The 26,129-nt window shown below is 65.5% G+C and carries 12 protein-coding genes; 1 reads left to right on the forward strand and 11 read right to left on the reverse strand.

Features of this window, described 5'->3' with window-relative positions; genetic code table 11:
- Positions 1-286: 286 nt before the first annotated feature.
- Complete coding sequence (locus CXY70_RS16620; RefSeq protein WP_104193422.1) at positions 287-1,855, forward strand: HNH endonuclease signature motif containing protein; 1,569 nt, start codon at positions 287-289, stop codon at positions 1,853-1,855.
- Positions 1,856-1,957: 102 nt separating this feature from the next.
- Here the strand turns inward: CXY70_RS16620 and CXY70_RS16625 are convergent, their stop codons facing one another.
- From CXY70_RS16625 to CXY70_RS16680, 11 genes are all read right to left on the reverse strand, one after another.
- Positions 1,958-7,285 (reverse strand): VWA domain-containing protein, encoded by a 5,328-nt coding sequence (locus CXY70_RS16625; protein ID WP_104193423.1) that lies wholly within the window; start codon positions 7,283-7,285, stop codon positions 1,958-1,960.
- Positions 7,286-8,524, reverse strand: coding sequence for an NPCBM/NEW2 domain-containing protein (locus tag CXY70_RS16630; RefSeq protein WP_104193424.1), 1,239 nt, complete (start codon positions 8,522-8,524; stop codon positions 7,286-7,288). It abuts the gene before it with no gap.
- A 101-nt stretch (positions 8,525-8,625) separates the two neighbouring features.
- Positions 8,626-10,506, reverse strand: coding sequence for a hypothetical protein (locus tag CXY70_RS16635; RefSeq protein WP_104193425.1), 1,881 nt, complete (start codon positions 10,504-10,506; stop codon positions 8,626-8,628).
- A gap of 69 nt (positions 10,507-10,575) precedes the next feature.
- Positions 10,576-12,138, reverse strand: a complete 1,563-nt coding sequence (locus CXY70_RS16640) for a hypothetical protein (protein ID WP_104193426.1) — start codon at positions 12,136-12,138, stop codon at positions 10,576-10,578.
- A 75-nt stretch (positions 12,139-12,213) separates the two neighbouring features.
- The gene (locus CXY70_RS16645; RefSeq protein WP_104193427.1) at positions 12,214-12,813 is read right to left on the reverse strand and encodes a hypothetical protein; all 600 of its coding nucleotides are present in this window, start codon (positions 12,811-12,813) and stop codon (positions 12,214-12,216) included.
- On the reverse strand, positions 12,800-13,654 hold the full coding sequence (locus CXY70_RS16650; protein ID WP_104193428.1) for a PP2C family serine/threonine-protein phosphatase: 855 nt from the start codon (positions 13,652-13,654) through the stop codon (positions 12,800-12,802). Before CXY70_RS16650 ends, CXY70_RS16645 begins: the two co-directional genes overlap by 14 nt.
- A 3-nt stretch (positions 13,655-13,657) precedes the next feature.
- The gene (locus tag CXY70_RS17640; protein ID WP_146066170.1) at positions 13,658-15,196 is read right to left on the reverse strand and encodes a DUF5684 domain-containing protein; all 1,539 of its coding nucleotides are present in this window, start codon (positions 15,194-15,196) and stop codon (positions 13,658-13,660) included.
- Positions 15,197-17,746 carry a transglutaminase domain-containing protein gene (locus tag CXY70_RS16665; RefSeq protein ID WP_104193430.1) on the reverse strand — a complete coding sequence of 850 codons (2,550 nt, stop codon included), beginning with the start codon at positions 17,744-17,746 and terminating at the stop codon, positions 15,197-15,199.
- A complete protein-coding gene (locus tag CXY70_RS16670; protein WP_233206013.1) occupies positions 17,743-19,002 on the reverse strand; it encodes a DUF58 domain-containing protein in 1,260 nt (419 codons plus the stop codon). The genes CXY70_RS16665 and CXY70_RS16670 overlap by 4 nt, the downstream gene beginning before the upstream one ends.
- 125 nt (positions 19,003-19,127) lie before the next feature.
- Positions 19,128-20,093, reverse strand: coding sequence for a MoxR family ATPase (locus tag CXY70_RS16675; RefSeq protein ID WP_104193432.1), 966 nt, complete (start codon positions 20,091-20,093; stop codon positions 19,128-19,130).
- Between the two features lie 30 nt (positions 20,094-20,123).
- Positions 20,124-26,123, reverse strand: coding sequence for an Ig-like domain-containing protein (locus CXY70_RS16680; protein WP_104193433.1), 6,000 nt, complete (start codon positions 26,121-26,123; stop codon positions 20,124-20,126).
- Positions 26,124-26,129: the final 6 nt, after the last annotated feature.

The raw sequence follows: 26,129 nt of genomic DNA on the forward strand, positions 1-26,129 counted from the left end.
TGGGGAAAGGCGCGACCCGCTCCCACCGCTGGCGACCCTTCAAATAGCGGCCCCAGTTCAGGGGCAACTTTGCCCATAATGGGTCCATTGGGGAGATTGGTCGTCTACCCCCTTGCCCTACAGCTCGCTATTTCGGGTATACGGCTGCTTCAGGAGGGCCGAAGTGGCCGTTACCCGCTCTCGCGGATCAGAACAAAATTTGAATGTACGTCACCATTTTACTGAGATTGTATCGTGTTTGTGGTCGATTCAGGCTATAATTGGGGGTGAAGGAGGCACCGACGCCATGACCCTCACCGCCCCGCCCGCCGCAGCCGGCTCTGTGCCGCAACCCGAGGGTTCTCGGGTTGCGGCAGTTGCGCAGGCTGCTGCGATGCTGGCTCTGGCGTTCGACGGCGTGCGCTTTGGGTACCTCGACGACAGCGAAGCTGTCGCGGTGTTGGCAGCGCTTGAGGGTTTGGGCCGCAGGGTCGATGGTGTCAGGCTACGGGCCACCACCGACATTGGTGTGCGCGCCGAAACCGACCTCGGCAACGGCTCGCTCGCCTACAAAAACGGATGCCGCAACCGGGTCGAGTTCATCACCCAACTCGCCGGCATCTCCGGCCGCGAAGCCAAACGCCGCCTGAAACTCGGCGAGACCGTCGTGGAACGCACCCCGATGGGCCTGCCCGTGCCAGCGCGGTACCCGGTCATCGCCGACGCACTGGAGAGCGGGGAGCTCGGGATGGAGTCGGCCGAAATTATCGCCACCACCCTCACCGCACTGCACGGCAAAGTCCTGCAGGACGACCTCGACCACGTCGAACGCGCCCTCGTCGCCACCGCCACCGGTGCGATCACCCCGGAAACGGCCGGACTGCCCGGCGCGGGCATCCGCTTCGCGCCCGACCTGCTGCGGGCGCAAGCTTTGGAATGGCAAGCCCGCCTTGACCCCGACGGCACTGCCCCCACCGACGACGTGACCGAGGCCGCAAGCACGTTGACGTTCGGACTGCTGCGCAACGGCCTCTATCCGCTGCGCGCCGACGTCACTCCCGAACTACGCGGCATCATGGACACCCTTTTCGACACCTACCTGTCGGCCCGGTCTCGCACACCGCGGTTCGAACCCACCGAATCCGGCGACGACCCCAGCGAGATGGACGGCGTCGACGTTAGTGATCCGAACGCAGATGGTGAACGGTTCAGCGCCGACCCCTTCAGCGGCGACATCCGCTACGACGGCGATCGCCGCACCGCCGGCGAAAAACGCGCCGACATCCTCCGCTCGGTGTTCGAAGCGGCCGCCCGCGACCCGAAAACCCCCACCATGGGCGGCGCCGCCCCCACCGTCATGATCCACGTCAACGCCACCGACCTCGACCAGGAGCGCGGGGTTGGCTGGATCGACGGCATCGAAGCGCCCATCTCGATGCGCCGAGTCACAGAAACCATCTGCTCCGGCGGCGCCCAAAAGGTCATCATCGGCACCAACGGCGACATCCTCCGCCTCAGCGACAAAGTGCGCTGCTTCAGCCCCAAACAACGAGCCGCGATCAGTGCCCGCGACGAAGGCTGCATCATCCCCGGCTGCACCACCCCCGCCCACTGGTGCGAAACCCACCACGTCATCCCCTGGCGCAAACACGGCCCCACCACCATCGACAACGGCACCCTCCTCTGCTGGTTCCACCACCACACCATCGACNGGTACCACCACCACACCATCGACACCAACGGCTGGAACATCCGCATCATCAACGGCCGACCCCAAATACGCGGACCCCTACTCTGGGACCCCACCCAAACCTGGCGGCCCGCCCACACCCACCGCGCCAACACCCCCAGCCCCGAACCACCCTGGCGCACCTGAGCCAGTGCGCACCTGAACGACCCGGTTCTACAATCTGAATATGGCGGAGCCTTGAGGCGCCGAGATTTCTCGCACTAGATTCCGCGTGCACGCAACGGGACTCTAGCGGGCGCGGCGACGCGAGGCACCCCTGGCCAGGCTGCGGGCGAACAGCGCCAAACCGATCGCGGCCAGCAGCAACAACAGGCCGCCGAACACGGTGGCCACGATCCAAACCGGCACGAGAGCGCCGATCCGCAGATCGCGAACCAGCTCCAGTTCCAGCCCGGTCGCTGAAGCACCGTTCATGGTCAGGGTCGCTGTGCCGAGATCCGTCTGCTGCGGAACGATGGCGGTCAGCTCGGCGCGGCCGGCGGCATCCGCTGTGGCGGTGCCGAGAATGCTCGGGTCGCCGAAGAGGGTCACGACCACCGGCGAGCCGGGCAGGTAGCCGGAACCGGTGACGTGCACCTGTTGCCCTGGCGACACGTGCACAGCCGGGCCATTCACACCAAGTTCGGCCAACTTCGTGGGATTGGCGAGGCCAGCGACTGCACGGCCAATGGACTTACTGAAGCTGGGCGCAGGCACCGCGTAGCGCTCGGCGCTAGCCAAAGCGGATGCCGTGGGTTCGACACGCGCACGGTTCTGGCTCCAGAGCAGCAGGGCATCACCGATCGCGGCGAAGCCGTCGGCGTTTGGCACAAGCTGCCCCTCGCCAGTCACCGTCACGAAGCTGTCGTCATCGCACAGGGTGTGGTTGGGCTGCAGGGCATCTTCGGGCCCGGCGACGTAGTAGACCTCATAGCCGTCAGCGGCCACGCGTAGGGCCGCGGTTTCAAGGGACGCGTTCAGGTAGGCGATGACCGTGTGTCCAACACGGGCTTCGGCGCGGCCCCACTCTGAGGTGCAATCGATGCCGCGGTCACTCGAAAACAGCTGCGGGTAGGCCGTCACGATAACCGGCGCGTGGGCGCCACCGCGAGCTTCACGGGCCTGGGCCGTGTTCACCGTCGCCCAAATGCTGCGGTAAACCGGGCCCAGGTCAAGCGCCTGAGCCTTGCCGATCACGGTGCGCACGGCCTGATCGTCGAGCGCGCAGCCGGAGCTGGCACATAGGGCAAGCAGGGCATCGAGCCCCACGTCGGCGGCGCCAACCGAAACGACCACCTCACTCACGGCCGGCTCGGCTGCGAGGCGTTCAAGTTGGTTGTCCGCGCCGCTTCGCACTTGCGAACCGAGCAAGTTATTGCCCGACGTTGCTGCGCAGGCGAGCACGACCGGGTCGGTCGATGCGGCCACAGCGACGGCGTATCCGGCGGCTCCGCTATCACCGTCACCGCCACCGTCAGAACGGCAGGCGGCGCCGGGGTCTGCTGACGCCAGGCCGTCGCCGACGAGAGCTGCCGGATAGTCGCTCGTCGCGGCATCCGCCAGAATAGGCCCGGGTTTGATCGGTTCGGTGCGCTGCTGCAGGGTCACGTAGCTGCCTTCGACGATGACGGCATCGACCTCTGGACCCCAGGCAATCACCCGATAGTCGGTGGCGCCAATCGCGTTCTGCACCGTACTGTACAGTTGCACGCTTTGCGTGCTGCTGGCCCCTGGCGGCAGGTTGCCGAACAGCAGTTGCGGTGACGGGCTGACCAGCGGCACCAGATCACCGCTCGGAAAGGTGAGCGCGACGGTAATGTCTGCCGCGTCCCGACCAGAGGGGTTCGTGACCGTGACGTCAACGTTTTGGGCCTGATTGGCCAAAATAGTATCGCCGGCGGCGACCGTTAGATCGATGCTGGCTCGACCGAGTTCGGAGAGCTTGTCGGCGAGCGCATCAACGTCGTCGACGGAGGTGTAGGTGCCGTCGGTCTCATCGGCGATGCACTTGAGCTCAGTTTCGCCCAGGCCGGAGGTTTGAAAGCCAACGGTCTGCACCTGCAGGTCGAAACCCTGCGCGCGAATCTGGGCCGCGGCATCGCAGGGATCGCCACACCCGCTTTCCCCGTCGGATACCAGAGCCACGGTGGCGCCGGTATGGCCGTCTTCTTGCAACTGCGCGGTCGCAGCGAGCAGCGCTTCGGCGGTCGGGGTACCGCCACCGGCGGTGAAGCCGTGAATTTCCGACACCAGATCGCCTGTGCCCATGACGGGTTCGACCTCGATGGCGTAGTCACCAGGTTCGTCACAGCCGCCACCGTAGGTCCAGATGCCGACCTCGGCTCCCAGCGGCTGGCTCATCACCAGCTCGGTGAGGGCGTCCTGTGCCTTCTCTATACGTTCACCCATCATCGATCCAGAAATGTCTACGACGACGAGCAGTGCGCGGTTGCCGGTTCCGGTGGCAGTGTCGGGGTTCGTCACCGCGTCTACATCCGCTTGATCGCCGGTCGTTGCCGGGTCATTGAGTTGGTATTTTTTGTCCCAAAGTACTTTCTTGTAGAACTCGTAGGGTGAAGCCTCCCAACTCAATAGCGTCTTGTCGAAGACTTCAAGTTTCACGCCGAAGACAAGTTCGAGGGCGATCTCGCCGGTCGTCGTGCGCACGACGTCGTTCTTGTCATCGCCCGCCGTGCTCGACTCGATGCCCAAAGTGAATTTCGGTTTGATGTTGAGGCCGGCATAGAAACCGACCATGTCGTAGACCATGGCGTCGATTCGAACACCGAATTTGGCTCCAAGCTCAAGTTCGATGTCGCTCTTCCACACCGCGGGTGCAACCTCGGTGACACTGTCATCGAACGTTTTGAGCTTTCCATTGATCAGCTGCACGCCGAACTCGCGGGTCGTGCGCTCGACGCTGGTGTGAGTGAAGGTGCCTGTGAGCGCCAACGAAAAATTAAATTCAGTGCTCAGATCGAAGGTCAAGACCCAAGGAATTGGTACGGGCGTGGGGATCACTCCCAGGAGTTGTCCGAGCGAGATATTGGGCATCTGGTTAGGCGTCACCTGCAAAGGCGGTTTGGGTAGGCGATGCTCCTTCTTGATGCCAAAGGCCACTTCGAATTTGCCGTATGAACTTACCTCGATAGTTTGCGTCTGTTGCTGTTTGACGCTCGCCTCGAATTCAGCCAGAACGGTTCGCACATCGCTTCTCCACTCCCATACCGGGGCGATCTCGATGGTCAGGGTGGCATAGCTCACGAGTTCAAATGCAACATCGAACTCCACGCCGGCTTCACCGGTGAATTCGGCGGTCTTGGTTGTTTTTGTGGACGGTGGAGTTGAAGTCGGGGTCGGATTTGATGCAGTCGGTGTCGCGCTCGGCGTCGCGCTCGGCGTCGCGCTCGGCGTCGCGCTCGGCGTCGCGCTCGGCGTCGCGCTCGGCGTCGCGCTCGGCGTCGATGAGCTGGCGGCGTCGCTTTCAACAACCGCCGTGATGTTGCTGCTGATGTTCGCGCTCTTGCTCTCGAACTTCACGGACGCCTCGGGTTTGGTGGTCAGCTTGATATTGGCGCTCACGTCGACGACGCCGATGCGCGTCTCCTTTGCTGAATCGGTGGCGGGTGTCCGATCGGTGTCGGGTGTCCGATCGGTGGCTGTGCTGACGGCGGGGTAAGACGCGGGCACGATCACCGGATCATGGCTGCTCCCACGGGCGTTATCGGCCGCAGTGGTTGTGCCTTCGGCGCCCGGGGGCAGCACTGCCTGATCCACGATTCGATGATTGACCTGTAGCACGATGTCGCCGAACGCTGCCGGCCGGGTCGTCAGGACCACGAGCCCGTCGATGAGTTCAACCGCGGTGACCTCACGCATGATGCCGTCCGGCGTTGCCGTCGACACCCCGGCGACGATGAACTCGCCGACGACGGCCGGAGACAGCCCGGCAAAGGAAATCGATGAGGCTGTCAGGTTGGATGCTACGTTGAGGCTCGCCGCATCGAGCACGACGGTGCGGTTGTTGGCGATGGCCGCACTCTCGGCCGGTACGTCTACGCTGAACGCGACATCGTCTTGGCCGGTCTGGCCGGCCCAGTCGGTCACCGTGACGCTCACCTCGTGCTCGCCGGGGGTCGCAGAAGTCTCGATGCTCCAGCTCACCGGAGTCGTGGTCGTGTTGACGTGGGCACTTCCGATGGAACGATTGCCCAGACGCACCTCTACAAGCTGCACACCGGCATCCGCTTGCTCGATCGTGCCGCGAATGGAGAAGGTTCCACCAGCGTCGCCGAGGTTGACCGTGCCGTTGGCGGCCGGTTGGGTGATAGTGAGCGTCGGCGCGTTATCGTTGGCCGGCAGTACGGTGGGAAAGTAGCCGAGCAGGGTGAGCGACTCCGCAATTGCTCCGTCTGGCAGGCTGATGGTGCCGCCAGGGCCCGCGATGACGAGAGAGGATGCCGCTCCACGCACCGGCAGGGTCGTCTCACGTCGTTCATCGGCCCGGCTGTCACCGTCGTCAGCGCTCACAGTGCCGGGTGCGGCGCTCGTGATTTCGACGCTGTACAGCGCGGATCCGACGGCCGCGCTGTCAATCGCTGTCGGCAGGGTCGGCGCCGGGTCTGCCGGGTCCAGGGCGGTGGTAGCGACGGGAACGAGCCCGCCGACGATGGTGGCAGCGTCGAGCGACCGGATCTGGCCGGCTACCCAGCCGGTCACGCTCGCATGCACAGCGTCGACTGTGCCGCTAAAGCTCCACTGGAACAGGCCGCGATCATCGAGCGGGACCAGTATGAGTGCATTCGTCCAGGCTCCGCTGCTGTGCACAACCGCCGGGCTGTCATCGGCGCCCTCGGTGGGCAGGCTGAGCCTCGCGTCGGAACCGAGCAGGGCAACCTGCAGCCAGACTGCCGCCACGTCTTCGGTCGGCACGTCGCCGAGACCCTGGGGGCTGAGCGTGATCGGCGTGTCGATGGCGGCGAGCGTGCCGCCGAGGCCTGCCTCCGTGTCGATCACGAGGCGGGGTGCAATGGCCACGCTGCCGCCGGGGCCGACCGCCGGCTCACCCTTTTCGGCGACCTGCAGGTAGGCGAACAGGGTCAAGGTGACGGTAACCGTCTGGTCGGCGGTCAGGGTGAACGATCCCGTGTCGTCGAGCAGTACGAGTTGCGAGGTCGTGCCAGGCACGTTAGCGCTGAAGCTCACGGACGGGCTGTCGCTCGGCTCTGCACCAACCACGATTGCACCGGTCTGGTCGCCGGGTACGATCTCGAACTGCAGCAAAACGGAGGTGGTATTTTTGGGGAGCGCGGCATCCGCTCTGTCGATGGAAAACTCGGTCACGGCATTTGCGACGAGGTCTTCTGACCCGACCGCGAACGGTTCGACCGCGTGCCAGCTTCCGGCCAGGCCTGCGTCGTCGAGACCATCGAGCGTGCCGGCGGAGGCGCTGCTGCGGCCGTCGATGAGAAACCAGACGACCCCGATCGCCAGTACCAGGGTTACGACGAGCCCGGCGGCGATCATGATGAGTGCTGCGCGACGACGCGGTGTCGGAGCGGCCCCCGAGGCACTCACTTAGAACTTTCCGAGTTCGTCGATGCTGCCCAGAACTTCGGGCACAATCAGCACGACCCGCGAACCGCGATTTGATTCGGTGTTCGTGACCTGCACTGTGAGGTCGGTCACGCCGGCGACGAGCCAGCTGTACGCTACCGATGGGCCTTTGACCACCGTATAACGGGCAATTTCGGCGCCGTCGGCGAGCACGACGACCGTAACCGGATCGTCGGACGAGGAATCGTCGTCGAGGCCGAGCGCACCGGTAATCTCGGCGGCATAACCATCGAGCGACCAGTTGAATGTTTCGGTGTCGGTGCTGGAAGACAGCGCCAGCACGGTGTCGTAATCTTGGCCTCCCACGGACCGTGTACTCGTGTTTGGAGACCCCTCGCTCATCTCAACATCGTCGAGCGGAATGCGGGAGGCACTGTCGGCGATGATGATCGCGACCGATTCGGGCAGCGCCGAACCGGGCGCCGGAATGACGCTGGTGACCATCCCGATGACGGCACCGGGGACGTACTGGCGCGTCTGTTCAACGCGGGCCCCCATACCCTGCAGCTCGTCGATAATCTCAGCGGCGGAACGGTCGGCTAAGGCAGGCACGACGGCGGGCGTGGATTCCAGGATCGTGACGCTCGTAGGGTTCTCGGCACCGAAGACCGGCGTTTGCTGCACGATGACGCCGACCACGCCGGCTGCCGGACGGGTGGCGACCTCGATGAGTTCGGCCGGGACACCCGCATCGACGATAGCCTGCAGTGCCCGATCGGTAGCGAGTCCGCGCACATCGGGCATGATGGCCACGTCGCCCGGTTGATATTCGGGCAATGCCACGGTGATGACCTCTGGACTCGTGCGCGTAACCTCAGCCACGACCAAGTGATTAGCCACGGCCCAACCGGCGAAGACTCCGCCGGCACCGCTCGCCAGCATGAGGGCGAGAATGGACGCCGCAGCCACGGCCATCCACCAGCGCGCCTTGCGCTCCCGCGGCTCCGGCGCGGCCGAACCACTACTCCCGAGGCCGACTGGCAGATCGGCTGCAACCAGCTCCACGTTCGCCAACTCTGCCGCTGCCAGATCCGCCGCTGTGACCTCGGCGATCCACTGCAGGAGCCCGGGATAGCTCGCGGGGTTCTGCGCGATAGTCTCCCGCAATTCCGGATGCTGTTGGGCAAGCTCGGCGAGGCGCTCCGGGCTGCTCTGGGGGTCAGCGGCAAGGTTCTGCAAGGCGATGAGCGTGGGATTCACGGGCTGGCTCCAGTACTGAGTGTGAGAGAGGTGTGGTCGACCGTCCGGCCCAGCGACTGCTGAAGCGCTGGGCCGGTGCTCGGTGGACTAAAGCGCGTGGGCTAAAGTCCGCGGGCGCGCAGCGCCTGCTGTACGAGAGGGTCGGGCGACTGTGCCAACCAGGTGAGCAGGTCGGGGTAAGTGCTCGGATTGCCCGCCAGTTGCGGCCAGACCTCCGGGTGCTTTTGCGCAAGGTCATACAGCTCGGCGGCCGAAGTGGCCGGGTCGCCGGCCGCCAGGCTCGCCGCGCTGGGAGCTGGGGCCGGCGCTTGGACCGGCGCTGGGATGGCTTCCGTGACGGGCGTTTGAACCGCTGCAGGAGGAGCTGGCGGTGCTACCACGGGCACGGGGGGCACGGGGGGCGCGGGGGGCGCGGTGGCTGGAACGACGGGCGCCGTGGCATCCGCTTGAGTGGTCGGCGCGGCTGCCGGCGCCGCCGCATAGCCGGTGTAGGTTGCCTGGGCCTGGGCCCGAACCGGTCCGTACTGGGTGAAATAACTGCGAACGGGTGCCGGCATGGTCAGCGCGTAGAACACCAGCGCGGGCAGTCCAAAGGCCAGGGCGAGGCTCAGCGTCGCCGCTGTGCTGAGGATAACCAGGGAGAAGGAGGCGAATCCCGCGCCCTCGAACAGCCAGGAATAGAGCTCATTCAGGTTGTCGTCGGTGAGGGTTTGTCCGCGCAGCACGACGAAAACGATTCCGAGCACGGTGATGAGGCCGGTGAGGCCGAGCACGAGCCACTGGCTGCCAGCCGGATTTGACCGCAGGGTCGTGCGGGCGATAACCGCGACAACGATGATGATCGAGAGCACGATCGTGGCGCCGATGTTCAGTCCGGTAGACCCGGTACTAGCACCGCTGCCGATGAGGTTCGCAATAACCATCAGCACGCTCAGCCCGGCGGTGCCGATGATGAGCACGAGCGTGAGCGACGCGACACCGAACCATTTGGCAATCGGCTCAATCGGTACCATCGCCAGCCGCAGCGCTGGCGTCGAGGTCAGGCCGAACAGCCCGGCAAGCAGAATGAGCGGGTAGCCGCCCCAGCCCAGCGATTCGATCCCGCCAACGGACAGACCAAAATCGGTGAGCGCGTCGATCGTGATGACTCCGAGGGCGATGCCCCCGAGCGTGCGCCCGATGGTGAGCCAGATCGCGTTGCCGCGCAATATTCCGTAGATGGGCAGCAGCACAGCGGCCGCACCGGCGAGCACGGCCACGACCGCGGTGAGCAGCACCACTGCGCTGACCGGAGCGGCTGATCCTACGACTCCGAGAATGATCGCACCCAGCACGGTCAGGCTCATGACCGCGCCATAGCCGATCACTATGCGGTACCAGAGGCGGGCGACCGGGTGGTAGCCGACGATTCCGACCAGTTCTGCGGAGCGAGGCTGCGCAGCGAGGAAGGCCCCGGCCAGTCCGAAGGCTGCCGCGTAACCGAGCCCGGTCGTCTCATCCTTCGAGAAAGCGTCGACGAGCATGAACCCCAGAACGAGGAGCACGTACGGAACGTTGACCAGCAGCCGGATCAACCAGATCTGGGCCAGGCCGACGCCGGGACCGAAGACGCCCGCCCTCAGCAGGTAGGTGAGGCTGAGCGAGGACAGCGACAGCAGAGTGATCAGGATGACTTCGATGCGGCCGGTCGCTCCGATCGTTTCGCTCATGCCGAAGTCAGTGCTGAACATCCACGGTAGGGCCAGGGAGATCAGGAGCAACAGCAGCGCTCCGCCGTCGCGCGCCCAGTCTGACGCGGGGATGCCCGCGAACGGATTCGGTCGGGCCGGCGCGGGCGCGTACTGCGGCGGCGCGACGGGCGCGGCGTACTGCGGGGCGGCCGGCGGCGTGACGTACTGCGGGGCGGCCGGCGGCGCGACGTACTGCGGAGGTGCGGGCTGCGCCGCGGGCGACTGCTGGGGGGCGTTCGGGTCGTAAGTCATCTGAGTCCTTTGTGTTCGTTCTGCACTCGTGTTGCTGCCGTGCGTGGTTGTCATTGGCTTGCGTGGTTGTTACTGGTAAAGCCGGTCGAGCTCGCCGTCCTGGCTGAGTCGCACCAGGTTCTTTACGGCGATGCCGGTCACGTCGGCCGCGGAGCGCATAGGGCTGACGAACCATCCGCTCTTGTCCTGCGCGGCGAGAACCCGCCAGCTATCGGCACCGAGCTCCTTCATCCAGACAGCATCGTCGAGGCATCCGTCGAACGACGAGTAACCCGACTCCGTGGTGACACAGACCCCGGAGAATTCGGTGCGATACGGCCAGCTGTAGCCGTCACCATCGATCACGATGCTGTCGATGTCGAGATGGGCGGTGTCGCCGGCGCCCTGCGGGGTCACCCCAAAGTCGGTGATCTGAAGGTTGTCGTAGTCCCCGTCACCATCGGTGGGCATGAGCGCGTCACCGTACAGGCTGAGAAATCGACGTTCCGCTTCGGGTAAGACGGCGGCGAGGTCGTCGTAGTCGCCGTTCTCCCCGAATGCGATCACGGCCTCGGCAAATCCTTCGGCGGCGGCGTCAGCGGTGTCGAAGGTGGCCACGTCGTCGGCGGCGAGCAGGCTGCCTCGCGTGAAATTGTCCGATCCGCTCTGCAGTATGTTCTCGCCGGTAGTGAGCAGGGGGCTGACATACCAGGAGCCGCCCTCACGAACGGTGACGATGGTCGCATCGTGTCCGAGAGTGTCGGCAAGGTCGGCGGCGGTCTGCGTGAACGGCAGTAGGTCGTTCAGGTCGTCGATCGACGACTCGCGCAGGTCGGCGATCATCGAGTCGATGTCACTGTCGTCCGAGCCCCACGCCTCCTGCTGCAGGCGCAGCTGCGGCGCCAGGACCTCAAGGTAGGCGTCGGTGATCGTTTCGGCATCACCGTTCATCGTCAATTCACCCGCCGTGATGGTGACGATCGCGATACCGTCTTCAATGTCTTCTGCCTCGAGTTCAAGCCCGGTCAGGGTGATATTCAAGTTGTCGACGACCGTATTGATGAGCTCCGGTAGGTCGATCGGGTCGCCGTTCTCGTCGTCCATGGCGATGGTGCCGAGCTGATCGATTGGAGCCTTGAACGATTCAGCCTCAGCGGGAGACAACGAGCCGTACAGGCTGATCAGGTCTATCTTGGCTGTGCCGTCGAGCAGTTTCTCGACCGCGGCCGTCGGAGAGGATGCCCCGCTCAGCTTCGAATAGACGGCCCCGTAGGCCCACACGCCGCCACCGGCGACGAGCAACACGACGACGCCGATTAAGCCCCAGATCAGGAGTTTCTTGCGCGGTCGCTTGGAGGTCTGGCCTGGTTTTGCATAGGGGTTTGCCAGAGCGGATACCGCAGCGTCTGCTGCCTGGACCGGAGCGGCGGCAAATGGGGCCGCTGCGGTGGGTGTGACTTGGGCGGGGGCTGGCGTCACGGGCGCGATAGTGCCGAGCTGGAGCATCCACTCAATCAGGGCTGGGTAGCACGACGGGTTTCCGGCGATGACGGGGTGCAACTCGTGGTGGGCGGCGGCGATCTCCGCGAGCCGAGCCTGCGGGGTGGCCGGATCGGCGGCTTCCCGGTGCAGGGGGAAGGTGGAATCTGTCACGAAAGTAAAGCTCCTAGCTGGTCGGTGCGTGCGGAAGCAGGCACAGTATGGGGGTGACGGTCGGACGAGGCGCGATTACCACGTGAGAATCGTGAAAACGGTGAACGCGGCGGCTGCCAGCACGACCAGAACGGTGTTGGAGATGATCGCCATCAGGGTGAATCGGCGACGGCGGCGTTTCGTGACTTCGGCACGCTCGCGAATTACGGCGGCCGCGTCGGCGAGACGGAGACGGGCCAGGTCGGGCGGCACGTCGGGCCTTGGCACCGGGGCCTTCGGCGAAATAATCGCCGGAGTCGGCCGCGCCGCGTAGCGCACACTCGCGCCGCTCTGCACCTGCGGCGGCTGATATCGACGTTGCAGGGAATCAACGACCGGAGTATGGACGGGGGCGGCCGCCCGCCGCTCGCTCAAGAGCGTGTCGGTGGCCGTGCTGCCCCTAATGGATTGCACGGTGGCCTCGTCGGCCTGGTCGGCCTGGTCGGCAGTTGCGTCATCCTCGTGCGGCGTGGCCGCAGAAGCTCCGACTTCGGTGGGGGGCTGCCGCACCACACGGCGGGTGTGGTCATCATTCGCTCGCCGCACGATACGCGTGTGTTCGTCGGCAGTTCGCTCAACGATGATGGTGTCATCAATGTCGGGCCCAGCTACTCCTGTTGGTTCAGCGGGCTGCATTGCGGGCCACTCGTTGCACCGGTCGGGTGTCTTCGGTGCGGGTGTCGGACTGGTCTTCGCCGATCGCGACGCCGTGCCACGAGCTGACCCCGCCGGCGATCACATCGATCACAATCACGGAAACGTTGTCGCGTCCGCCGTGCTCCAGAGCGCCGGCGAGCAGCGCATCCGCCGTCTGTTGGGTGCTGCCGCCCAAGGTCAGGCCGGCCTTGATGGCCTCGTCGGAAAGCTCGCCGCTGAGCCCGTCGGAACACACCAGCAGACGTTCGCCGGTCACGACCGGGCGCAGCCAGTAGTCTGCCTTGCTGTTGTCGGCGCCCATCGCGCGAGTGATGACGTTTTTTCGCGCGAAGTTGGCGACATCCGCTTTCAGAAGCGAACCCTCATCGATGAGTTCCTGGGCGAGGGAATGGTCGACGGTGAGCTGCTGAAACTCGCCGCCGTGCAGGCGGTAGACACGCGAGTCGCCGACGTTCACGATGAGCCACTGCGGGAAATCCTCGTGGTCGATGAGCACCAGACCGGTGAGGGTGCTGCCCGCGCCCCGCCCGGTCGAATCCGACACGGCGCGAACCCGGGTGTGGGCGCGCTCAACCGCAGCTACCACGTCTCCGGCCACAACATCGATGCGGTCGACGCAGGCCCGAAATTCAGCGATTACGGCGGAGCTGGCTCGCTGGCCGGCTTCGAGCCCGCCCATGCCATCGGCGACGATGAACACCGGTTGGGACGCCAGCAGGGAATCTTCATTTTCGTGACGTTTGCGGCCGACATCTGTGCGCGAGCCGCACTGCAGCGATACCCCGGCGCTGGTCGCTCGCGGGTCAGCGAGGTCTGTCATGGCTCAAGCCTCCAGGTAGATGCGCGCCGCGAGCTCCCCCAACAGGAACCGATCGGTCAGCGGCGCACTCGCACCCGCATCGAGCTCATTTTCAAGGCCTCCGCCATCAATGAGCACGACACCGTTGGTCGAGTGCAGGTCGCTGATGCCCCACGCTCCATCGACAAAATCCAGGCGGGCGTGGGTCTTCGACACCGTCTTACCGGGGTCATGCAGGGGGACCAACTGTGCGTCTGAATGTGTTCCGCCTCGCGCGGGGTTACGGCCGAGCAGCACGACGGGCTTGGTGAGCGAGACTTTCAGCCCGTGTTCGGTTTCGAGCGTCCACGGCTTCATCCGACGCACCACGATCATGGTCTCGTCAAGGTCGTCTTCGGAGGCGTCTTCGGAGGCGTCTTCGGAGGCGTCTAAGGATGCCTCGCTGGCGTGTGCTGCGCGCGCTGCGAGGGGAACGACCGCAGAAACGTGCGCGGCAACCGCGACCGGAAGCACTGCGGGCACCGGTGTCGGGACGGCTGCGGGAAGTGCCGCGGGGACTGCCGCGGGGACTACCCTGGCAGCGATCTCCGCGGCGGCAAGGGCGAGCTCACCAGGCAAAGCAATCGGGAGTTCGGCGGCCAGTGACTCGCGGGGAGCAGCAGCGAACGGTGCAGCAACCGCCTGAACGACCGGCGCCGGCGGAGCCCATGGATTCACCAGTGCGGCGACCGGTGCACTTTCAACGGGAGGCGCGGGCGGCGCGACGATGACCGGCGGCGCCGGTAAGGCCGGCGGGGCCGGCGGCGCAGACATGACCGGCGGTGCGGGCACAGCGGCCGGGGCCGACAACACTGGCGGAGCCGGGGTTGGAGTTGGTGCCGGCGGGGCCGGGGGTGCCGGAGGTGCGCTCACGTAGAACGGCGGCGGACCGGTGGGCAGACCGTGCGGAACCTGAGGTGCGAGCGGGGCGGGTGCTGCGGTCGCTTGAAACGCTGCCGGCGGGGCCGGGGGAAGTAGCGCAACGGCCAGCTGAGCAGGCACCTCCGGTGGTGCAGGCGGTACGGGCGGTACGGGCGGCACCGGTGTCAGCACCTGTTGGCCGGCCGGTTCAGGAGCTGCCGGAGGTGCTGGCGTCATCGATAGCGGCGTTACCGGAGCAAATGGAACATACCCGGTCGCGGGGATCCCGGGCATCCAGCCGGTGTCGACGGACTTTCCAAACCCGAGCAGGCCAGCCCAGATGGGAATGGTGACCAGGTAGAGCAGGGTGAAGCCGCCGCCGTGGCCGAGGCGCCGGTTGACGTTGTTGACCGCCATTACGAGCACGACGACAGCCACCACGTTCGCGATGGGGATAAAGAGGCCAATCACCCACAGGGCCGAGTAGCGGCCGAGTTCATATAGGGTGATGCTGTTGACGATCGGCACCCAGGCCTTCCAGGCCTGTTCTCCGAGTTTCACAAAGACTTTACCGAGACCGATCGACGAGAAGACGTACACGCCGAGACTGAGCAGCACAGTGACCACGACGATTGCGATCATCGCTCCAGATGATTCATTCATTTATACTTCGCGGCCGCTGACGGGCGGCCGCTCCCCCATTCTGCTGGTGTCGCGCCGGTTCGGGCGCACGGTGGTGACGTCGTAACGAGACGTGCGTCGGCGAACAGTAAACAGTCGGCGGGCATCCGCCAGTCGAGAAAAGGAGCGCAGCGAGATGGCAGCGCGCAGGCGCTGGCGCCGGGTTCCGCTCGCCGCAAGGCCCGCTCGTTCGGCCGTGACGAGTGCCCAGAAGGCATCGCTCTCGGCGGCCAGCGGCGAGGTTTCGCCAAAGACGGCCCGGTCGGCCATGGTCGCGAGCTGTGCGCCACCGACCGACTGATAGTGCGAGGCGGTCTCGACCCGGGTCATGCTTCCCTGATCAGCCAGGCCGCGGTCGACGGCGGCGTCGATGTATTCGTCCCAGCCGCCGGCAAACCGCGCCGACACGTCGGTAGCCCGCGCTCGGTCACGGCGGCGTTTGAGTTTGGCGCCGAGAATGACCAGGAAGGGCGTACTGATGGCGAGCAGTGTGGCCAGGCTGATGCCGCCAATCTTCAGGGCCGCGAACAGCCAGGCCAGGTCGGGGCCGGTGACCGAATCCTGCTCCTGCTGATCTTCGCCGCTGGTGGGGTTGGCCTCTGGCGCGCGCTGCTCGGTGGCTCCCTCGACGATGACCTCGGTGTTGTACTGCGGATCGCGCGTCGTGTCGTCGATGGGTGAGAGTGGGTTCTGAAATTGCGGGGTCGCGTCGACGGTGACCCAGGTGCTGTCGCCGCTACCGACCTCGACCCAGGCCGCTAGATTCTGCCCCGAACAGATACCCGCGAGGCAATCGCCGGGTACGCCCGAATCAGCAGCATCGGCCCCTCCGAGGGTGAATCCCAGCACCACCCGAGACTCAAATCCGAGGTGACGGGCGAGCAGAGCGGTAGCCACGGCGAACTGTTCGTCGTCACCGATTCCGGCCACGAGCTGAGAATTCTCGGTGGCAGTCGTGCTGTTCTGCTTCTCGAGCAGCGCGGTGAAGAGCGCGTCGATGCGGGCGACCGAGTGCCCGGACAAGCTCGGTGCGAACTGGTAGTCGCCGAGGTCGGCGGTCCAGGAGGCCGCCGCCGGTACGGTCAGGGCGTGGCTGAGGTAGCCGCGCTCGCGCAGGCGGGTGACCAGTTCGGCCAAACCGGCGCCGTCTTGCGTAAGCGCCTGGGCGTCGACCCAGTCGACCAGGCTTTGCGGAATGAGCGTTTCATCGATCGTGCTGCCGGCCGGCCGGGTGAGGCCGGCCAGGTCCGTCGTATCCGCTTGCTGCTCGGAGACGATCGTGTAGCGGTCACCGCTGTCGAGGGCTTTGAGTTGAATTCCAGATGCCGTACCCGCGTTGTAGAAGAATCCGTCGCTCAAGTCAGCAGCGCGATCACCGGCAAAGCGGATGCTCGACAGCGCGCCGGCCCCCGGCATCCAAACGCCGGAGTACCCGGCAATGTCGAACTGGGTCGTGGCGCTCTCGGCGCTTACGCCGCGCGAGTGCGGCACCCGAGCAAAGGCGGTGGTCTGGTCGGTCTCGCCGTCGGCCGGGTTCACGACCCGAAAGACTTCACCGTCGTAATAGCTGAGTACGGCCAGACGCACGCGCGAGTCGGTGCCGTCGTCGACCGCGGTGCCGGTTACCGTGAACAGCTCGGCATCATACTGCTCGGCACTGAAGTAGCTGCGGTATTGGCTGAGCGGGCTGACGTACTCACGCAGTTCGACGGCCGGGTCGATGCTGCTGCGCAGCACCTCACGGGTCGGCGTGGCTGCGACGGCCGAGAGTCCGCCGAGGGTGATGCCGATGGCGAGCACGAGTACCCCGCCGGCAAGAATGGCCCGACGGACGCGACCGCCCAGACCGCCAGCGGTGCGCTGTACACCGGTCGTGCGGGCAGCCAGGTCGAGCGCCGCGCTTCGGGCCAGGTGGGTACGCCAGGCCAGAAAACCGAAGGCTAGCAGCAGAGCGGCCAGGCCGATCAGGCTTTCGCGCGGAGCCGGCACGCTCACCCCGGCCACGGTCAACGGAACGCTCACGGCACTCGACCCGAAAACCAGGCCGAACAGTTGCACGCCAAAGATCAGCGGCACAGCGAGGGCCACGAGCCGGCCGGCGCGCCAGGCCAGCGAGAGCGCGACCGTCGTGCCGCCGAGAAACAGCAGAAAGGCCGGGGCCAGCAATGACTGATACGAGCCGACCGGGAGTTGGATGGTAACAAGCTCTTTCCAGCTGAACACCGTGGCAGTCACCAGGTCGAGCAGCCCACCGAGCACGCCGTCAATACCCGTGAGGGCGGTCGGCACGGCGAGCGGAACTCCGAGCACAAGGTACGCACCGAGAACGGCGAGCAGCACGGTGAACCACGACCAGCCCCGGCGGGCACCGAGCCAGGCGAGGGCCACCCCGGTCAGAATCGCTCCGGCGGCCATGATCAGGTAGCTGGTGGCCTGGTAGATCGGCCAGGCGGCCCACGCAGCAACGAGCAGCATCGCCACGATGAACAGGGCGTTGATCACGTGGGCACGATATTGTACGGGCGCGCTCATGCGGCCCTTCGGCTCAGCAGGGAGCGAAAGTCGTCGAGCACGCCGATGGTCAGCACGCTCGTGCCGGCCAGGTCGCGAAAGCTCGGCTGTTCGTTAGGGTTGCACAGCACAGCGACGACCTGCACGTTGCCAGAAAATTTGAGGGTGAGGGCCTGTAGGCGCCGCGCGGTCATGACGGAGCCGCAGACCACGAACGCGATGGAAATATCGGGCACCACCTGCGCGGCGAGCACGCAGACGTCTTCGACGTGCATCGCGTGCGGACTGGTTTCGATCGCGGTGAGGTCATCGAGCAGGGTGCGGGTGGACACAACGCTCAGGCTGCGCACAGAACGGATGCTGCTGCGCACGATATCGGGGATCTCCTCGCTCGCCACGACGGCCAGGTCCCGCCCGTCGCGAATGGCGCGCACACCGAGCGAGCCGGCGGCACTGACCGCCATCTCGAACTCCTCCTCGGAGGCGTACTCCGCGGCGTTCCGGCTAAGCACAATGGCCAGGCGTGAGCGGCGGCTCTCTTCGAACTGGCGCACCATGAGTTTGCCGGTCTTCGCGGTGGACTTCCAGTGGATGTGCCGCTGCCCGTCGCCGGGGGCATACTCACGAATGGCGTGGAAGGAGATGTCGGAGTCGACGATATCGCTCGTGGGGTTGCCCTCGAGGTCGCGCACGAAACCGGCGCTCGTACTCGGAATCGACACGGTCACCGGGTGCACAAACAGGCGGTTGACGTCGGCCCAGGCAACTTCGCGGCCGAGCACGCCGAGCGGGTCGCTGCGCACGGTTGTGACCGGGCCCACGTCGATGACGCCGCGGCGGTAGGCGGGCACGCGAACGTGCTCTTCGTGAACCTGGCCGGCGCGTAGGAGCGGAACGTAGACATCCGCCAGCCCTTTGCCAATGGGAACGTCGACGCGCCCCGGCAGCTCGAGCCGTTTAGAGACGTTGGTCACGGTGAGGGTGCCGAGCACCTCGGAACCGGCCACGACCCGATCGACCGGCAGCACGAAATCCACGCTATAAGCGCGGCCGCCGGCCAGAAAAGGCAACGAGATGAGAATGAGCGCGACCGCCACACAGCCGGTGACGATCAGTTCGGTCCAGCCGAAGACCAGGCCGAGCGGCAGCAGCACGATCGCGGCCGCGACCACCACCCAGCCGGCCGGCGTCACCGTTTCGCCGACCCATTCGACGGATGCTTTCACACCGGTTCGCACCGTTCGCAACACGCGCATCCAGAGCACGACAGCGCCCACGAGGGTCAACGTCGTTGACTTGGCTCTGCGCGTGGTGCTGTACCGGGTATGCGTGGCAGACCGGGTCTGGGTGGAAGTGCGCGTTAGCGTCGATGTCAGTGCGCGACGCGATTCGGTGTGGAAGCTCACGCCAGGTCGGTCCGACTGGGCGGAACGACGTCAAGCAAAATCTGGCCGATGACAGCGCTCGCAGTGACGCCGTCGAACTCCGCCTCGGGGTCGAGCACCATTCGGTGCGCCAGCACCTGGTCGGCGAGGGCCTTGACATCGTCGGGCGTGACGAAGGTGCGGCCGTGGGCGACTGCCCAGGTTTTGGCAGCCTTGGTGAGGGCACGGGCGCCGCGCACGCTGACGCCCATGCGCACCTGGCGGGCGTCACGGGTGGCCTCGACCAGGCGGCCGATGTAGTCATACACGAGCGGGTTCACGAACACTGAGCGTGCAATGTCGCTCATGCTCACGAGCGCCTGCGGGGTGATGACGGGGGCGAGTTCATGGCGCACGTCAGCGGTACCCTCGAGAATGCGAATGGTCGAGGCGAGATCGGGATAGCCGAGCGACGCCTTCATCATGAACCGGTCGAGCTGAGCTTCTGGCAGCCGGTAGGTCCCGGCCTGCTCGATCGGATTCTGGGTGGCGATGACCAGGAACGGCACTCCCGTGGAACGGGTGACGCCGTCGATGGTGACGTTGCCCTCTTCCATCGCTTCGAGCAGTGCCGACTGGGTCTTCGGGCTGGCCCGGTTGATCTCGTCGGCGAGTACGACGTTGGCGAAGATGGGTCCGCTGTGAAACTCGAACTCGCCGGTCTTCTGGTCGTAGACGGTGATGCCGGTCACGTCGCCGGGCAACAGGTCGGGGGTGAACTGAATTCGGGTGGAGACGCCCTGCACGGTTTGCGACATGGCGCGGGCGAGCGAGGTTTTGCCGGTGCCCGGGTAATCCTCGAGCAGCAGATGGCCCTCACTGACCATCGCGGTGAAGGCAAGTTCGATCACGTGGCGCTTGCCGAGGACGACCTGCTCAACGTTGTCGACCATCATCGTGAAGGTCGCGGTGAACCAGTCTGCCTGTTCCGGGGTGATTGTCATGTGGGGAGCTCTTTCAGTGAGGCGGGGTCGTTAAGAAGCGGGGGCTGCGCCGCAGCCGATGGGACCGGCCAGGCTTCCGGAGACGGCCTTGAGGTTTATGGTCTGCGGGGCGGTCCAGCTGATGGTCCATTTGACCTGTCGTGTCTGCGCAGCGTTGGCGGGTACTTTCTCGTTCCCGTCTGCCCAAACGCGGGTGCTGTTCTCGCCGGGTACGTCGTATTGCGCTGCGTCAACAGTGCTCTCGGCAAGACCGCTGTCGGTAGCCGTGACGGCTACCTCCAGGGTTCCGCCGACAACGCAACCCGGCGTGGCTAAAGCGGTCACGTTGTATTCGACCTGCCAGGCTCGACCGGTATCCGCTGGCTTCACCGTCGACCAGTCGCTGCAGTGAGCGGTGTCGTCTTCGATGCAGTACCGCACGCTAATACCGGGATCGGCACCGAAAACGGTCGAGCCGGTCACAACGTCGTAGTTCTTCCAGTCGACTACGAAGTCGGCGGGAACGGTGGCCGACGACGTGGGCGCCGTGAGCAGGTACTGTCCACTCGGCAGTCCACTGGGCGGCGCCGTCATGCCGTAGGTGTACGAACCGTCGCCCGGAGCGGAGGGCTGCACCCAGGTCGTGATGGGGCCGCGGCTGTCAGCCGCCTTCCCATATCCGTTGGAATAGCAAACCGTCACGTAGTAGTCGGTGTGCTTGGTCAGGCCACCGATCGTGGAATCCTTCGAGGTGAGATTGCCAGCCGAAGTGAATCCCGCCGGAGTGAGCGTGCAGACGGCACCGGGCGTGGTTGATGCCACATAGAGAATATGTTCGGTCTCAGCGCTGAAGTTCTTGTCGGCCACGGTGCCCGACACCGTGATCGAGGTGTTCTCGGAGGCCAGGGTCCCCACCGTGACCGAGGGAGCTCCGGCCACGGTCACCGGCTGGTTGAACGACAGGTCGGTGGGTCCGCTGCCGGCCGGCTGGTCGTACTTACTCAACGGGGTGACGGTGATCGTCTGCTCGCCGACGGGCAGCACGCGGCTGAATTCCGTCGTTCCAACACCGGGAGTTGCAACGGCTTCTTCCGTGCCGTCGACGCTGTACCGGTTGGTTGATGGGTCGTCGTTTTTGATCTTCACGGTAACAACACCCTGCGCCGTGTTCGTACGTTCGGTGAAGACCGGCTCCGCAGTCAGTTCGCCCATGCCCGGAGTGGCATAGGACCAGGCCGTTACGCTGACGGCGCTGCGGGATTCACCGACCGCGTTGACGGCTTTGGCCTCGTAGAGCGCCTTGTCACCGTTGTCAGCGGTGCGAATAACCCCGCAGTCACCCGACGTATCGCAGCGGGCCACCGAGGCGCCATTGCGGTACAGGTTGAAGCCTTCCAAGGCCGGGTAGGCCGCATTCGCACCGCCCGGGCTGACCGAGAGCGTGATTGCCCGGTCGTTATAAGCGATCTGAGCCACGGCGTTCGGGGCTTTCGGGTAGCCCTGCAGGTCCACCGTGATCGACCCGTTTCGGCTTCCGGCGCTGAGTTTTCCCTGCGCGTCGCGCACGACAAAACTTGCCTCGCACACCCCGCCGGCGGTGTCGCCCGACCAGGTTGCTCGTACGTTCTTGGAGTTCTCAACCGCGAACGACACGCCGTCGCAGGTGCTCGGCTCGGTGACCGAGACCAGTTCAAGTGGGGTACCGCGGTAGAGGTTGACCTCGCCGGCAGTGCCAACGACCGCGATCGAGCAGCTCGATCCCGACGACTGGGTGCAGGTCGTCGCCACGGTGCCGCCCTTGGGCAGTTCGCTCGGAGCCGGGCCGACCTTGAGCGCGAGCGCCGCCGGAATCGCCTCGCGGTGGCTCGACAGGCTCACCGTGACCGCTACCTCGCGGCCGGCCACGGCGTTGTCCGCAACACCGATCGTGACAATGGAGCCGTCCTGCGTCATGGTGAACTGGTCAGACGAGTAGTCGATCGCAAAGGTCAGTGCCGGCACGTCGCCCTTGCCCTGCCACTCGACCATGTGGCTGAGGTCGTACCGAATCGATTCAGAGCCGGGGCTTGCGGTGAGCGCCGCCGGCCGCAGTTCCGGCTGGGGGTCGAGCGGCTCGACCACGATCGGCACAACCAGCTGCGTGTAGTCCTCCTGCCCGTCAATGCGTGCCGGCACCGTGCAGGAGTCGGTCCACGGCGCGTCGGAACCAGCCGTGTAGGTGACCGTCGTGCCGGAGTCGAACGTGCACGTCGCGTTGCCCCGCTCCCCCGACGAACGGACGCCGGTGCGCTGCAGTTCCAGCGTGGAATCAGCGGGAATCGACACGAGGCTCTTCAGATCAAAGCTGACAGAGGCGTCTTCCCGCACGTTTTGGTCGACGTTTCCTTTTCTGAGCGCGATGATGACCGCATCCTTGGCTGGAATGCGGAGGAACCCATAGGTGGTCAACTCGATACCTTGAAAGTTCAGTCCGGTTAGAGCGAACGGTGCGAGCAGGCCCTCGTCAGGAACGTCGCCGCTGATCTTCCACCCCGACACGTCGAGGCCCGGGTGGTTACCCCACAGGGTCAGGGTGAGGTCAGACACATCTCCAGAGTTCCAGGACACCTTGTCGGTGACCACGTCGATCCCCATGGGAAACGCGTCTCGTTCGTCGAGGGTCAGGGTCGTATCGATCACGACCGGATAGTCGGGCACCGAGGTGCGCACAACCTTGACCACGATGAGTCCCTGGCCGACGTCGTCGTTGGCGTTCGTCACCGAGTACACGAAGGTCAGCAGGCCCGGCTCGTCGCCGGCTGTAAACACCACTCGCTCGTCGGTAACGGAGCCGATGCGCTGCGCCAAAGCGTCATACTCCTCGGTGCCGACCGCTGCGTCAGGGATGACCGCACTCAGGGTCAGGCTGCCCCCGCCGGGTTCGACGTCGTTGGCGGCGGGAAAAACGACGACCTGGTTGCCCGTGCCTGCCTGCACCTCGACGTAGTCGCTGAAGGTGATCGGGCTCGGGTTGGAGCGCTGGTCGAGCACGCCGATGCGCACGAGAGCGACGCCGACGGAACCTTCAGTGTCGCTCACGCGGTACTGAAATTCGATGGCACCGTGATAGTCGCGGGAGCTGGAGTAAACGATGGCATCCCCGGTGGCATTGAGCGAGGCCGTGCCACGGGCCGGCTGGGTGAGCACCCGATCAAGCACAACGGTATCGCCGTCGGGGTCGGTACCGAAGCTGTCAAACGGAATCTCAATGGTCTCGCCCGACAGCACCCGACCATAGAGGGTGTGCGGCTGCGGAGCCGTGTTCTCGCCGTTGGCGAGCACCTCCACCGACACCACGGCCGAGTCGATGAGTTCGGGAGCGCCAGCGGTATACACGCTGTAGGCGAGCTCATAGCTGCCAGGTTCCTCGGGGGCGAGGTAGCGCAGTTCGGCGCCGGCCGCGAAGGCGAGGCCGCGGTCACTGCGGTTCTGCACCGATTCGGCGTTGAGCATCACGATATTGCCGTCGGGCGCCACATCGTTGTTGAGCACCGGGATGTCGATCTGGGCGCCGACCCGCACCGAGACGCTGTCGTTTCTGGCGATCGGTGTCTGCGGAACGGATGCCGGAAGCAGGTAGACGGTGGCCTCGCCGCGCACGGTGTAAAGCGGGTTTTCGGTGCCGTCCGACACGGTGTAGCGCACGGTACCGAGCTTGCCCGGCCGTTCGTCGACAGTCGAGCCGCGCACCCGCAAAATGTTCTGCCCGACGACGTCGACGCTGAGCGAGGCGCCGACTACGGTCTCGGGAATCGCTTCGCCCAGCAACAGCACTCGTCCGGCCGGGTTGGAAACGGCGGTGAAGACGTCGACACTGGTGTCGGCCTTGGGGCGCACGAAAACCGTCACCGGTGACGTGGTGAGAGCCTGGGCATCCGCTGACACCACCGAAATGCGCACGAGCGATACGACCTCGGCCACATCGTCGGCGATGGTGAGGCTGACCGTGTAGTTGCCGATCGTGGTCGCGGCGAAGTCGATGGCGGTGCCATTCGCGGTAATGCTCACGGTCGCCCCGTCGGCGCTCGACGGGGTCGTCGCCGACGTGATGCGGTACAGGCCGGCGGCTCCCGAGATGTACTCGGCCGGGTTCACCGTGAGCCGCTCGTTCACCGACGCGAGCAGCGCGAAGGGCTCGACCGTGAGCCGCGGCGTCGGCGTGACCACGATGGTGAGTACCTTCTCGGTCGAAGCGCCGTGAATGTCGGAAACGCGCACCAGAATCGTAGCCGACTGCGCGGTTTGTTCGGCCGCGTTCGGGTGCTTGTAGACCAGCACGCCGGCCGGCGTCACACTGACCGAGCCGATGTCGGTGGTGTTTACAGCGGATGCGACGAAAATGGGATCACCGTCGGGATCGACCCAGCCGGGCAGCACCGGCACGGTCACTGTTCCGCCCGGTTGCACCTCGGGGCTCGGCCAGTCCTGCAGACAACCGTCGGTACCGCACCAGACCGGCGCCGCGTTCATGTCGTCGCCGTGCACGGTAAGCGTGACCGTGGTCGACGGCGAATTGAGGCCGTCCGTACGGGAGCCGTCGGTGATGGCGTAGTTGAATGTCGCCGAGCCGCTGGCGCCGGGGGCTACCTGCACGGCGAGTGCCTGGTTTTGATCCGTGACTGTGACGGTGCCGAAATCGGGATCGAGGCCGGTGACCGAGGCTGGAACGACGCTGAGCACGTCGTCGTTGGCGTCGTGGTCGTTGAGCAACGCCGGCAGCGGAACGAGCTGGTCGACGCGCACGCCGAAGGAATCCGGCACGGCCACGGGAGCCTTCGGGTCAATGACTTCGGAGGCTTCCTCCACGTCGTCCTGACGCTGGGGCTCTTCGGCGGCGGCCAGGGTCCAGTCCTGGGAACTCGCAACCAATGCTCCGTCAGGAATGGTCCACACCCATCCGCTCTGGGTGTCATTGAGAATCAGGAGTGACTCGTTGGCGCGAAACGCGGGCGCGGCGTCGCCGTTCGGAGTGAGAGCGCCGTAGCTGAGTACGGATTCGCCGCCGCTCTCGCTAAACAGAGTGCCGCCGGCACCGGAAGCGGGCAGCCAGGCGGCGTATCGTTCCCCTTTAAAAGGGGTCGGCGCGGCGGGAGTACCGAGCACCGCTTCGGAGTTGCCGACCAGTTCGGTTCGGGCGCCGTCGGTAAGCGCAAAAGCGACGAGGCCGGTCTGGTCGGCGATGAGCACGTCGTCGTCGGTAGTGCTCGGGCGTTGCAGCACGGCCAGTTCGCTCAGATTGGTCTCGACCGGTGCGTTTTGACCTGCCAGCCACAGTTCGTCACCGGCCACGCTGAGCAACGCCCAGCTGTCACCGACGACGCTCAGCTGACTTCCGGGTTCGCCCGGGCCGTCGGTGACAGCGTCCTCACCGAGAATTTTGTCGTCGACGATGGAGTAGCGCAGCATGCTTTCTGCCTCGCTGGAGTAGCTGTAGAGCACCCCGTCAGGCGTGATCGCGATGGCGTCGGAGCGGTACGCGCGCGGCGCCTCGCCCGGGGTGGCCTCGTCGTCGGCGAAGGGGTTCACTGCGCGGGGCTCTTCCACAGCGCCGACCGCCCCGGCCAAGACCGTTCCCGCGCTCGTGAGGTACCCGACCCAGGAACCCGACGACGCGATGGTGCGGGTTCCGGCCGGCGTGCTGTCGTAATCGCCCGCGTCGTCGCCGAGGTTGATCGGTGCCGCGAGGCTCACATCGATGACTTTTTCGTTGTTCTGGGCGAAGAGCAGCACGGTGGAATCGGTTTGTACCAGTTCGCTGGGCGCTGGCACCGTCTTTACTGTGTCAAGTTCCCCCAGGTCGGTGTTGACGCGGGCGTACCGGTTGCCGTCGCCGCTTTGCAAGGCCCAGATCGAACTCGCGTTCACCGGCGTCTGCTTCACATCGAAACCATCGGCGACGATCGCCACCGTGGCCAGCAACGCGCCGATCGCGGCGACGGCGACAATGCGAATCACACCGAGGCGAGCCTTCGAGAGCACGGGCCGGCGACGGCGAGCCCGTTTGCCGGCCATTAAAAG

It is taken from the genome of Cryobacterium sp. Y82, assembly GCF_002929495.1.
Taxonomy (GTDB): domain Bacteria; phylum Actinomycetota; class Actinomycetes; order Actinomycetales; family Microbacteriaceae; genus Cryobacterium; species Cryobacterium serini.

What these genes read in the sequence shown, in the direction of transcription:
- CXY70_RS16635 (WP_104193425.1), bottom strand. Translation starts at nt 10,506, where the DNA reads ATGACTTACGACCCGAACGCCCCCCAGCAGTCGCCCGCGGCGCAGCCC.
- CXY70_RS16645 (WP_104193427.1), bottom strand. Translation starts at nt 12,813, where the DNA reads ATGCAGCCCGCTGAACCAACAGGAGTAGCTGGGCCCGACATTGATGAC.
- CXY70_RS16650 (WP_104193428.1), bottom strand. Translation starts at nt 13,654, where the DNA reads ATGACAGACCTCGCTGACCCGCGAGCGACCAGCGCCGGGGTATCGCTG.
- CXY70_RS17640 (WP_146066170.1), bottom strand. Translation starts at nt 15,196, where the DNA reads ATGAATGAATCATCTGGAGCGATGATCGCAATCGTCGTGGTCACTGTG.
- CXY70_RS16665 (WP_104193430.1), bottom strand. Translation starts at nt 17,746, where the DNA reads ATGAGCGCGCCCGTACAATATCGTGCCCACGTGATCAACGCCCTGTTC.
- CXY70_RS16675 (WP_104193432.1), bottom strand. Translation starts at nt 20,093, where the DNA reads ATGACAATCACCCCGGAACAGGCAGACTGGTTCACCGCGACCTTCACG.
- CXY70_RS16680 (WP_104193433.1), bottom strand. Translation starts at nt 26,123, where the DNA reads ATGGCCGGCAAACGGGCTCGCCGTCGCCGGCCCGTGCTCTCGAAGGCT.